Origin of the sequence: Cryobacterium sp. MP_M3 (assembly GCF_015752155.1) — a bacterium.
GTDB lineage: Bacteria > Actinomycetota > Actinomycetes > Actinomycetales > Microbacteriaceae > Cryobacterium.
The window spans coordinates 176,751-187,951 of sequence record NZ_JADOVI010000005.1 but is presented as its reverse complement, the minus strand read 5'-3'; the positions used below and the strand labels follow the sequence as shown (position 1 = coordinate 187,951).

The 11,201-nt window shown below is 65.0% G+C and carries 10 protein-coding genes and 1 pseudogene; 5 read left to right on the top strand and 6 right to left on the bottom strand.

Annotation, left to right across the window (positions count from 1 at the left end):
* Nucleotides 1-44: 44 nt before the first annotated feature.
* From IWX89_RS08265 to IWX89_RS08255, 3 genes and pseudogenes are all read right to left on the bottom strand, one after another.
* Complete coding sequence (locus IWX89_RS08265; protein WP_196903082.1) at nt 45-737, bottom strand: DUF4386 domain-containing protein; 693 nt, start codon at nt 735-737, stop codon at nt 45-47.
* Between the two features lie 166 nt (nt 738-903).
* Nucleotides 904-1,317 (bottom strand): hypothetical protein, encoded by a 414-nt coding sequence (locus IWX89_RS08260; RefSeq protein WP_196903081.1) that lies wholly within the window; start codon nt 1,315-1,317, stop codon nt 904-906.
* Between the two features lie 228 nt (nt 1,318-1,545).
* Nucleotides 1,546-1,911 (bottom strand): annotated as a pseudogene (locus IWX89_RS08255) (ATP-binding cassette domain-containing protein); the annotation flags it as partial.
* Between the two features lie 127 nt (nt 1,912-2,038).
* On the opposite strand from IWX89_RS08255, the gene IWX89_RS08250 reads away from it, so the two are divergent.
* The gene (locus tag IWX89_RS08250; protein WP_307836470.1) at nt 2,039-3,139 is read left to right on the top strand and encodes an enoyl-CoA hydratase/isomerase family protein; all 1,101 of its coding nucleotides are present in this window, start codon (nt 2,039-2,041) and stop codon (nt 3,137-3,139) included.
* A gap of 211 nt (nt 3,140-3,350) precedes the next feature.
* Nucleotides 3,351-4,379, top strand: a complete 1,029-nt coding sequence (locus IWX89_RS08245) for an aldo/keto reductase (protein ID WP_196903079.1) — start codon at nt 3,351-3,353, stop codon at nt 4,377-4,379.
* Nucleotides 4,380-4,519: 140 nt separating this feature from the next.
* Here IWX89_RS08245 and IWX89_RS18445 read toward each other — a convergent pair whose 3' ends face one another.
* Nucleotides 4,520-4,669 (bottom strand): hypothetical protein, encoded by a 150-nt coding sequence (locus tag IWX89_RS18445; RefSeq protein ID WP_231383043.1) that lies wholly within the window; start codon nt 4,667-4,669, stop codon nt 4,520-4,522.
* A gap of 362 nt (nt 4,670-5,031) precedes the next feature.
* Here IWX89_RS18445 and IWX89_RS08235 point away from each other — a divergent pair, with 362 nt between their 5' ends.
* Nucleotides 5,032-5,688 (top strand): histidine phosphatase family protein, encoded by a 657-nt coding sequence (locus IWX89_RS08235; RefSeq protein ID WP_196903078.1) that lies wholly within the window; start codon nt 5,032-5,034, stop codon nt 5,686-5,688.
* Nucleotides 5,689-5,767: 79 nt separating this feature from the next.
* Here IWX89_RS08235 and IWX89_RS08230 read toward each other — a convergent pair whose 3' ends face one another.
* A complete protein-coding gene (locus IWX89_RS08230) occupies nt 5,768-7,381 on the bottom strand; it encodes a phospholipase D-like domain-containing protein (RefSeq protein ID WP_307836469.1) in 1,614 nt (537 codons plus the stop codon).
* Nucleotides 7,382-7,646: 265 nt separating this feature from the next.
* On the opposite strand from IWX89_RS08230, the gene IWX89_RS08225 reads away from it, so the two are divergent.
* Together IWX89_RS08225 and IWX89_RS08220 are read left to right on the top strand one after the other, a co-directional pair.
* Nucleotides 7,647-8,294, top strand: coding sequence for an HAD family hydrolase (locus tag IWX89_RS08225; protein ID WP_196903077.1), 648 nt, complete (start codon nt 7,647-7,649; stop codon nt 8,292-8,294).
* Nucleotides 8,295-8,435: 141 nt separating this feature from the next.
* Nucleotides 8,436-8,750, top strand: a complete 315-nt coding sequence (locus IWX89_RS08220; RefSeq protein ID WP_196903076.1) for a DUF6457 domain-containing protein — start codon at nt 8,436-8,438, stop codon at nt 8,748-8,750.
* A gap of 29 nt (nt 8,751-8,779) precedes the next feature.
* On the opposite strand, the gene IWX89_RS08215 is transcribed toward IWX89_RS08220, so the two are convergent.
* Entirely contained in the window at nt 8,780-11,119 is a 2,340-nt protein-coding gene (locus IWX89_RS08215; protein WP_196903136.1) for an FdhF/YdeP family oxidoreductase, read from the bottom strand.
* Between the last annotated feature and the right edge of the window lie 82 nt (nt 11,120-11,201).

Below are 11,201 nucleotides of genomic sequence, written 5' to 3'. Positions count from 1 at the left end.
CCCGAAGAGCAGGTGGATTGATGAAACAACGTCCTGAATCGGTGTCACTTACCTGTTCGGCCGCCCTCGGCGGGCTCGACCTTCACGGCCATGATCAGCAGCCACAACGCCAGTCCGACCTCGGCGATGAAGCCGATGACGAACGAGGGGTAGCTGATCGCGGGGTAGGCAGGAAGGAGCAGGGCCTGAAGAAACCAGATCATGACCCCAACGCCGTCGATCATCAAAATGACCCCCAGGATCCTGGGGAGGAAGCCCGACTTGAACACCAGATAGCCCAGCGGGAACAGCCACGTGCCGAAGAACAGCTGGGCCGTGGCGAAGGCCGTCTTGTAGACGTCGATTGACAGGTACGCCAGGTCTTTCAGTTGGTCCGCTGAGTAGGACTGCAGGTGGCCCGCTCCATCCTGCTGCAGGAGCGCGGAGATGAGCGGGATCATGCTTGCACACTGGATCCCGACGCCCACCGCATTGAGCAGGAGGAAGAGCAGCGCCAGATGCCCGTTGACCGGTCGCAGCAGAACGTAGAGACCCCAGGCGGCCACGAGGAAGAAGAAGGCCGACAGATACGCGAAGACAAGGGCGAGCCGGAATGACCAGGGGTTCGTGATGATCGAATCGTAGACCTGCGCGGATCCGCCCATGCCGATGTGCCCGACGAGGCCGGCGAGCACCGATACCAGGACGAACGCGAGGTAGACGGCGCCAGCGACGCGGGCCACAGTGCGCGGCGGCATATCATTGACTTTTCCTGCTGGCATCCCACTCGCCTCCTCTTCGACTGAGCCGCGTCACTGATGGGCAGGGTAGCAGCGGGCCCACGGATGCGGAACGGGGACATCCAGTCACGGGAACCCCCAGTCGGGGCAAGATCGGGCCGCAGCGATGATCGGGGGCCGACGGTCAGTCCTCCACTCGCCTGTGCAGCCTCCCGTAGAGAAGGCCGATGACGACACCGAGCGCGGCAATCCTGACCACGTTGAACAGCGCCGCGATCAGGAAGTATCGCCAGGCATCATCCGTCGGGGTGAGAAACTTGGCGGGCACTTCGACGAATACGGTGACGGCGACCAGGGCGGCGAGGCTCAGCAGCAGTGACTTCCAAACAGGACTCTCCGTGGGGAGACGGTCGAAGAGGCGGAGCAACAAGTAGCTGACACCGAATCCGAGAACCAGTCCGCCGAGCAGGGCTTCCAGCAGCATCGGCCCGTAGGCAATCGATAGCGCGGCCCGGTACTCCGCGGCGATGGGGGTCAGCGAAATCGCGAAGTTGGCAACCCAGAATCCCAGGCCTCCTCCGATCGCCAGAATCAGCACCCACCTCCGGGTTCGCGCTGTTCGGGGCATCATCTCTCTTTCGGTCACAACAGGAAGAGTAGCTAGTCGGCCTCGCGCACCACAGTGTCGACTCGGCGGGTGTCTACCTTGGGTACATGCAAGTGTGCTGAAATCCCCGGTGAATATGCAGACGCGATTGGCCGTTACATGGTCTGCGCCGCGTGTCTCCGCGGCTGGTGCAGGCGACCTTGGAAAACGACACAGTGACTAGGTCCGGCTCAGCGCTTCCTCATCGGCCGCAACATTGTTCTGCACGGCGAACTGGGTCCGGTGCAATTCCTTGTACCGCCCACCCACAGCCAGCAGTTCCTCGTGCGTACCGCGCTCCACGATCGAGCCGTCCTCAACCACGAGGATCAGGTCCGCGTTGCGGATGGTGGAGAGGCGGTGTGCGATCACCATCGCCGTCCGTCCCTCGAGCGCCTCGCTGAGCGCCGCCTGCACGGCGGCCTCAGATGTCGAGTCCAGCGCCGCAGTCGCTTCGTCGAGGATGACGACGCGCGGCTGGGCGAGCAGGAGCCTCGCGATGGTCATCCGCTGGCGCTCACCCCCGGATAGCCGGTAGCCACGCTCGCACAAGAAATCCCGTCGATAGACTGGGCCAGGACACCCGGCTCTATTCTCGAATCGACACCGCAACGCCGCGGAAAGGTCTCCTATGCCTGGCACTGGCGCGGTCCACAACTCCTCAGATACGCGCGTGGCAGAGGCGTCGAGTGGCGCTACGGCGGCATCCGCTGTCACTGAACCTGACCTGCTGCTGCAGCGGGAGGGCCAGCTGGCCCGCATCATTCTGAACCGGCCCAAGGCGCTCAACGCGCTGACCCACCCGATGATCTGTGAGATCGCTGCGGCCCTCACCGAGTGGGCCGACGACCCCACCGTGCACACCGTGCTACTCACCGGCAGCGGCGACCGTGCCCTGTGTGCCGGCGGCGACATCGTGTCGATCTACCGCGATGCCCGCACCGATCCCGATGGGAACGCGCAGTTCTGGGCCGATGAGTACACGATGAACGCCCAGATCAAAAGGTATCCCAAACCGTTTGTGGCTCTGATGGATCGCATCGTGCTCGGCGGGGGAGTCGGCCTCAGCGGTCACGCCTCGCACCGGGTCGTGACCGAACGCACGAAGCTCGGCATGCCCGAGACGACGATCGGTTTCGTGCCCGACGTCGGCGGAACCTGGCTCTATTCCCGCGCCCCCGGCGACCTGGGTACCCACCTCGCCCTGACCGCTTCGACCATGACCGGCGCCGATGCCATCGCGCTCGGCCTCGCCGACAGCTTCGTCGACTCGACGCGGCTTGATTCTCTGGTGGCCACTTTGAAACGGATGCCCGCTGCCGCAGCCATCGCCGAGCACGCCGCGTCGACCGTGCCACCGGCCCCGCTGTTGGCCGAACGCGCCTGGATCGACGAATGCTACGCCGGCAACGACCTGCCCACGATCATCGCCCGGTTGCAGCAGTCGCCCGTCGCGTCAGCGCACGATGCAGCGACCGCAATTCTGGCCAAGTCGCCGACCGCCGTCTCGGTCACCCTCGCTTCCCTGCGCCGGGCCCGCGACCTCGGCAGCCTCGAAGACGTGCTGGAGCAGGAGTACCGGGTGTCGCTGCGCATGGTGGCCGGCCCCGATGTGGTCGAGGGTATTCGTGCTCAGGTCATCGACAAAGACCGCACTCCGGTCTGGCAACCCGGCACCATTGAGGCGGTGACGGACGCGGACGTGCAGGCGCACTTCGCGTCGTTGGGGGAGCGTGAGCTGCGCTTGCCACGTGCAGCCCGGCGTTCGCGCTAGACACAGCCCCAGGGAATCCGGCCTGGCGTGATAGCTCCTGCTCCATAGGCAGGCCCGTGGAGGGGGAGGAAGGAGACCGACGTCTGCGAGGGCACGATCGCATCTGCCGCGGTCATGACGCCCACGGATAATGGAGTGCAGCTCAGTGTTTCGAGCCTTTCAGATCGTTACCCTGCGGGTCTCCCGCCTTGAAGAAGAAGAGGACCGGCAGATGCGATATCGCACACTCGGCAACAGCGGCGCAGTCGTTTCGACCTACGCACTGGGCACCATGACCTTTGGGGCGGAAGCCGATGAGGAGATGGCCAACGCGCTCCTGGACACGTATGTGGGCGCCGGCGGCACCCTCGTCGACACTGCGGATGTCTACAGTTCCGGAACCTCGGAAGAGATGATCGGGTCGTGGTTGGCCTCGCACCCGACCGAAAGGAAGCAGATCGTTCTCGCCACCAAGGGCCGGTTCGCCATGGGCGACGGCCTAAACGATCGGGGTACCAGTCGTCGGCACTTGCACCGGGCCCTCGACGATTCACTGCGTCGGCTGGGAACGGAGCACATCGACCTGTATCAACTGCACGCCTGGGACCCGTTGACGCCGTCGGAGGAGACGCTGCGCTTTCTCGACGACGCCATCCGAAGCGGAAAGATCAGCTACTACGGCTTCTCCAACTTTCTCGGTTGGCAGCTGACCAAAGCCGTGCACGTGGCGAAGGCTTTGGGCTTCACGGCGCCGGTCACACTCCAGCCGCAGTACAACCTGCTCGTTCGCGAGATCGAATCTGAGATCGTGCCGGCGGCCCTCGATGCGGGTCTGGGACTTCTGCCCTGGTCGCCGCTCGGCGGTGGGTGGCTATCGGGCAAGTACCAGCGCGACACCGATCCCACCGGTGCGACACGGCTGGGCGAAGACCCCGCACGTGGAATGGAGGCCTGGGCCCCGCGTAATATGAAGGAACGCACCTGGCGGATCATCGATGCCGTCGCCGAGGTCGCGACCGAGATCGGTGCCACGAGCGCACAGGTGTCTTTGGCCTGGCTCGAGGCGCAACCGGGGGTGACCTCGGTGATCCTCGGAGCGCGAAGTGTCGGACAGCTCTCCGAGAACCTGTCCGCGGCCCACGTGCAGCTGAGTGCTGGTCAGCTGGACCGGCTGGGAGCCCTGAGCGCTCCGGTCGTCTCCGACTATCCGTATGGGGAGGCCGCGGTCGCGCAACGCTCCCGCGGTCGCCTTCCAGACTGAATCGAGTCCGACGCCTCAGCAAACGCTTCTGCTATTGGTCGCTTGCTGCCTGGTCGGGGTGGGACGTGGCCGGCTGCTTTGTCCACGCCGGTGGAGTGTCCGTGCCGGCGCTCTCGTCCTCGCCGGCGTCGGCGGCCGTTTTATGGATATTCCCGTCCGGCCGGGATGCACATCAGGGTGACCTGCAAATACCGGCCGGTCCAGGCGACGGTTCGATAGTTGGTGTTCTCGGTGGTGGCGGTCTCCAGATCGAAGGAGTCCGGGTGGCGGCCGATGTCACTGCGAGTCATGTTGGATGATCCTTTTTCTCGGGTCGTTCATCGTTGTCTTGGCCAGGTGTATCTGAATCCTGTTGCTCCGCGACGTGCCGGTTCCGCCCGGCCGCACCCCGGGTTCTTCGGGAGACCGCCCGGAAGGACGCCGCGGCGCGGATGAAATCCTCGAGGCGCGGGCTCGCCTCCAGTCTCCTTGAATTGGCCGTGATTGGCTACCGCGCAGAACCTCGCCTGGTGATGACCCTCGCTGACTAAGCGCGGGCGGAGACGCACCCGTTGGCCTTCAACTCCGGTGGATACTTCCTGGCACGATTCTGAACCCTTTTCGGTGATCAAGAACTTCCATCGGAACCGAGGCGCGACACTACTGTTGCCCTATGATCACAAACGATCCGCTGCCCAACCAACCCGCTCCGGATAACCCGTCAGGGAAACTGATTCTCTTGCGCCACGGGGAGACGGAGTGGTCGAAGGATGGCAAACACACTGGGCTCACGGATGTTCCGCTCACTGCCCGGGGAGAGGACCTTGCCCGCGGCGCGGGTGGTCTACTGGCCGGTTACGATTTCTCGCTCGTACTGACCTCACCGCTGCAGCGTGCGCGACGGACTGCTGAGCTCGCGGGCCTTTGTGCCGACGTCGATCCGCTTCTCGTCGAATGGGACTACGGCGGGTACGAGGGGCGTACGACCCGCGACATCCGCAGCGAGCTCGGCTACAACTGGAGCGCATTCACCCACGGCGTGATTCGTGGTGACACGCCCGGTGAGACGGTCGAGGAGGTCGCCGCCCGCGCATCGCGGGTGCTCACGCGGGTGCTGCCTGCGATGGAGGAGGGAAACGTCGCCCTGATCGCGCACGGCCATTTCCTGCGTATTCTGACAGCCGTGTACCTGAGAATGGCCCCTCGATTCGGTGCTCAAATCACCCTGGACGCTGGATCGGTCTCCGTGCTCAGCTTCTACCGCGAGCAGCCGGCCATCATGTCTTGGAATTACGGAGCCGAACTGCCCTTGGTGCCCTCAGAGTCCTAGAACGCAACCCAAGCTGCTGCAGGACTTGCGATCCGGTGACGCTGCCTGGGCGAAACCTTCGGACCTGGAACTGCGCGGCCTAAAAGCGCGCGGTGCCTCGCAGCGGGCGGGGCCGGCCATCCGGGTCCATGACGAAGCGCCCGATCGGGATCGCCCAGAGCCGCTGGATGCGCGTGACCGGTTCGGGAGTGTGGCGGCGCACTCGTCCCGCGGGTCGGGTCGCGCGGCGGCCGGTTGCGTGCCAGTCGTCGAGGCCGTCGGCGGTGGTGTTCCACAGGCGGAGCGCGGCGGCGGGGTCGCCGAGGGCGGGATCGTCCGGGTCCAGGCCCAGGTGCTCCGACCACAGTTGCCGGCGGAGGTCCCGGGCCAGGCGCCCGGAAGCATCGGGGCCGTTCCCTGCGCCGGGTGCTTCCGGGGTGCCTGTGGTGGTATCGATGACTGCGCACGTGAGTTCGCTGTCGGTGGTCCACGATCGGCGGTTGAAGTTGTCCGAGCCGCAGGTGACCCACGTGTCGTCGACGATGCAGACCTTGGCGTGCACGTAGATCGGAGTGCCCGCGGCGTTCTCGAGGTCGAAAACGCCGACCCGGCCCGGCGCGGAGCGGCGGAGCATGCTGAGTGCCCGCAACTGGCCCAGCCGGCTTGCCGGCCCGGCGAGACGCCCGTCGGAGTCGGGATACCGGGGCACGACGACGATCACGGTCAACTCGGGGTTGCGTGTGAGGGCCGCCGCGAGAGCGGCTGCGACTTCCGTGGACCACAGGTACTGGTCCTCGATGTAGATCAGCGAGCGTGCGCGGGCGAAGGCTTTCCCGTAGGCGCGGGCAATGCTGCGCTCCCCGGCAGGCGCGAACGGGAACGGTGGGCGCTTCACACCGTAGGTGCGCAGCAGCTGCACGGCGTGCGGGCCCGCCGGCGGTGGTGGCGGCGCGGATTCCGGCAGGGGCCTGGGGTGTCGGGGCATGCGGGCGAGACGCTGTAGCAGCATCCGGTAGGGCGTGCGCCGGTCCAGTGGGTGAGGGTCGTTCCATCGCTCGGCGAACACCGCCAGTAGGTCTGCCACCACGGGGCCGTGCAGTTCGAGGGAGGCATCGTGCCACGGCGGGCGTTTGCCGTACCGGGGATCCATATCCAGCGCCTGCGGGTCTCCCGCGTGGTCGGCGTCGTCCCGGCGGCCGTGGCAAAGGTCGAGTCCGCCGACGAACGCGATGTCCCGCGACGGGTCGTCCCGACGGCGGATGACAAAGAACTTCTGGTGATGCGAGCCGAAGAAGCGCACGCGCTGGTCCAGCAGCACCTCGCCGCCGGCCTCGTTGATCTCGCGACCCAGCCGTTCGTTGGAGCGGCCGCTCATCGGGGCCGACACGCTTTCCCCGTGGGATCTCCAGACGAGGCCGCGCACTTCCACTCCCGAGCGGGCCAGCCCAGCGAGCAGATCGCCGATTGACGGCCCGTCCGGCAGCAGCCGCTCGTCGGCATCGCCACGCCAGTCGGTGAACCAGACACGGTCTCCCGCCTGCAACGCCGTCAGCTCCTCGTGCAGCCGAGCGAAGTAGGTAGCGCCATGCACCAGGGGCACCACGAGGTTGCCCTCCGACCAGGCCGACGATCCGGCACCACCCGCATGCACGTCCGTGGCCAGGTTTCCGCGCTCGGCCCGGCTCAGGAACCAGGTACTCGGATCAGTGCGCACGCGATGCACTTTACGGCACGACCGATCCGATGCCGAGATCCGATGCATGTGCAGGCCGCGTGAGCCGCTGGCCTTCGGCCAGCCGACGGGGCCGCGTTCGTGGTGCTTCCCGGGGAACATCACCGCGCTTGCGTAGACTGCCGGCGCGGTCCACAACCAGAACGCTGCATCACTTTCCGACCTACAGTGAGGCCTACCTTGATGCCGTCGAACACCTCCGCCCGTATGCACCATCGCACCTCAAACTCAAACTGCCGAGTTTGCCGTGATCGGTTCCGAGATCCTGCGGGCGATCCTCCACGACGTCGCGCTGACCCGCAGCCTTGACGAGGCCGTGGACCACGTGATGAACGGCTTCGCCACACTCAGCCTGCACCCGGACATTGCCGACGGCATTCGGGATCTGAAGAAGGCGGGGTTGCGCCTGGTGACCTTGTCCAACGGGTCTGCGCAGGTGGCCGAGTCCCTCCTGGCCCGGGCCGGTCTCCGGAGCGAGTTCGAGTCACTGCTCACGGTTGAAGACGCCCCCGCATGGAAGCCGGTGCGTTCTGCCGACGACTACGCCGCTGATGTCTGCGGGGTCCAGCCGGCCGATCTGCTACTGGTGGCCGTGCACCCCTGGGATATCCACGGGGCCGCACAGGCGGGCTTTCGCACAGCATGGCTGAACCGCGCAGACGAGATCTACCCCAGCTACTTCGCGGAGCCGGATCACATCATCTCTGCACTCGGCGGCCTCGCCACCCAGCTCGCCCATTACGCCCCAGGGACAACTCATGAAGATTGGGATTCTGCACATCGCGGACTGCGCCAACTGGAAAGAAGCCGGGAATGGGAACGGTGCGGGGGATTGAGCCGTTCCGGGAATACCTGGCGACCTTCAAGCGCCCGTCCGGGAACCTGTGTGTTGTGACCGCGCTCGGGCCTTCGGGCCGAGCTAGCCGTAAATCCCGCCGGGAGTAGTTGCCGCGCATTGTGCTGAGCCGACGACGGTGCCAGTCTTGACGGATGCCGTTCCCGGGTATTCCGGGGGACCACCGTTTGGGGAGCACCGATGACCGATTCGTCCGATGAAAAGCTCGCACTGGCCCAATGGAGTCGCCGTCTGACTCAGGCGCTGCAGCTCCTGGACCTGGAAGTCGATAGCCAGTTGATCCTGCAGTTGGCTGAGGAATCCACGGCGGTGAGGCCCTCCGCCGGGCCCATCAGCGCCTTTGTCGTGGGGTTCGCAGCCGGACAGGCAACCAACAGCGGCAAGAAGGACGTTCAGTCCGCCGTCCACACGGCGGTAGAGAAGGCCCGTGGCCTGGTCAGCGGCGGTACTCACGACGGTCCCGACAGTAAGGGCTGGGTCGACTCAGCCCAGTAAGATCGGCGGGCGTTGTTGGGTTTCCAAGATTACGCCGGAGCGGTTGCCGTCGCACCAGCCGTATCAGTCTCGGCGGACCTGGGCAGCCGCAGTCGAACGATGACGGCCTTCGAGACTGGCGTGTTGCTGCCATCCGCAACGTGATCGAGCGGCACGAGGACGTTCGCCTCCGGATAATAAGCAGCGGCGCAACCGCGCGGCGTCGGGTAGGAGACCACGCGGTAATCGCGTAGTACCCGCTCCTTGCCGTCCTTGTACTCTCCGTAGACATCCACCAGTTGACCGTCGGCCAAACCCAGTTCGGTGATGTCCTCCGCGTTGACCATGATGACGTGACGGCCTTTCTTGATTCCCCGGTATCGATCGTTGAAGCCGTAGATGGTCGTATTGAACTGATCATGAGAGCGCAGGGTCTGAAGGATCAGCGTCCCGGTAGGGCGTTCCACCGCCTCAAGGTCGTTCGCCGTCAACACTGCCTTGCCGGTGGGCGTGTGGAAGGTGCGTGAGTCCCGCGGGCCGTTCTCCAGAATGAAGCCGCCGTCCTGCCGGATCCGCTCGTTGTAGTTTTCACACCCCGCCACCACCCGGGAAATATGGTCGCGGATCAAGTCGTAGTTCTTTTCAAAGCCGTCCCAGTCGGCGTTGACCTTGTTCCCGAGAGTCGCCTTGGCCAGCCGCGAGAGAATCGACACTTCTGACAACAGCGTGTGGGCTACCGGTTCCACTCTGCCCCAGGATGCGTGCACGGCGCACACGGTGTCCTCGACCGAGACAAACTGCTTGCCGGTCTCCTGAATGTCAATCTCAGTTCGACCCATGGTGGGCAGGATGAGCGCTTCTTTCCCGGTGGAGATGTGGGACCGGTTGAGCTTGATGGAGATCTGGGCAGTGAAGTCGGTCTGTTCCATCGCCGCTTCCGCTGCGGCAGTGTCGGAGATCGCCGCCACGAGGTTGCCCCCGAGGGCCAGGAAGAACTTGATCTTTCCTTCCTGCATCCGGCGGATCGTTTCGACGGCGTCGGCACCGTGCTCCCGTGGCGGTTCGAAGTCGAACTCCTTCCCGAGGGCGTCCATGAATGCCGGCGGCATCTGCTCCCAGATGCCCATGGTGCGATCGCCCTGCACGTTACTGTGGCCGCGGATGGGGGAGGCGCCGGCTCCGGGCTTGCCGATGTTGCCCCGCAGTAGCAGGAGGTTGATGATCTCCTTGATGGTGGCGACCCCCTTCTTCTGCTGCGTGATGCCCATGGCCCACGTGATGATGACCTTGTCCGCTTTCAGGTACCGCTGCGCGAGTTCGTCGATCTCCTCGTTTCGCAATCCGGTCGCTTCGAGCACCTCCTGCTCGTCGAGCTGAGCCAGGTGCTCTTTCAGCTCCTCAAGGCCTTCGCAGTGCTCCGCCAGGAACTTGTGGTCAAGAACAGTGCCGGGGTTCCTGGCCTCGGCGTCGAGCACCCGCTTGGAAACCGCCTGCAGCAAGGCCATGTCCCCGCCCAGCCGGATCTGCAGGAACTGGTCGGCCAGCTCGGTGCCCTTTCCTGCGACGCCGCGAACCTTTTGCGGGTTCTTGTACCGTTTGAGCCCCGCCTCGGGCAGCGGATTGACAGCGACCAAGGAGCCGCCATTGCGCTTGCAGGCCTCCAGTTCGTTGAGCATGCGAGGATGATTCGTGCCGGGGTTCTGCCCCATCAAGATGATCAGGTCCGCCGCCGCGAAATCGTCGAAAGTGACCGTCGCCTTGCCGACGCCAATGGTTTGGCCCATGCCCCAGCCCGAGGACTCGTGGCACATGTTCGAACAGTCCGGCAAGTTATTGGTGCCATAACCGCGCACGAACAACTGGTACAGGAACGCCGCCTCATTGGACGTGCGGCCGCTGGTGTAGAAGGCCGCTTCATCCGGAGAGCCCAAGGCGTTGAGCCTGGTGGCGACCAGTTCGATGGCCTCGTCCCAGGTGATGGGGCGGTAGTAATCCTCGCCGGCGGGCTTATAGACGGGCTCGGTCAGCCGGCCCTGCATGCCCAGCCAGTACTCGCTGCGAGCCCGCAGGTCGCTCACGGAATGCTCAGCCCAGAATTCAGAGGCGATGACGACGGGAGTCGCCTCCCAGGTGACGGCCTTGGCGCCCTCCTCGCAAAATTCAAACGCTTTGCGGTGGTGCGGATCAGGCCAGGCGCAACTGGGGCAGTCGAAGCCGTCTTTCTGGTTCATGGCGAGCACCGTTTTGCGGGTCCGGTTGACGCCCATGTGCTCGATCGCCGGCACCATGGAGTGCGTTACGCCCGGGATTCCCGCAGCCCACTCCTTGGGTTTGCTGACCTCGAGTTCGCTCTCATCGGCTTCCTCGACCTTCGGATTCTTGCTCACCATGGCCATGCCCCCAGAGAGTTTCGCCGCGGCGACCCCAGATGGGGTCCGCACCGTTGGATCAACACTAAACGCCTCGCGAGGG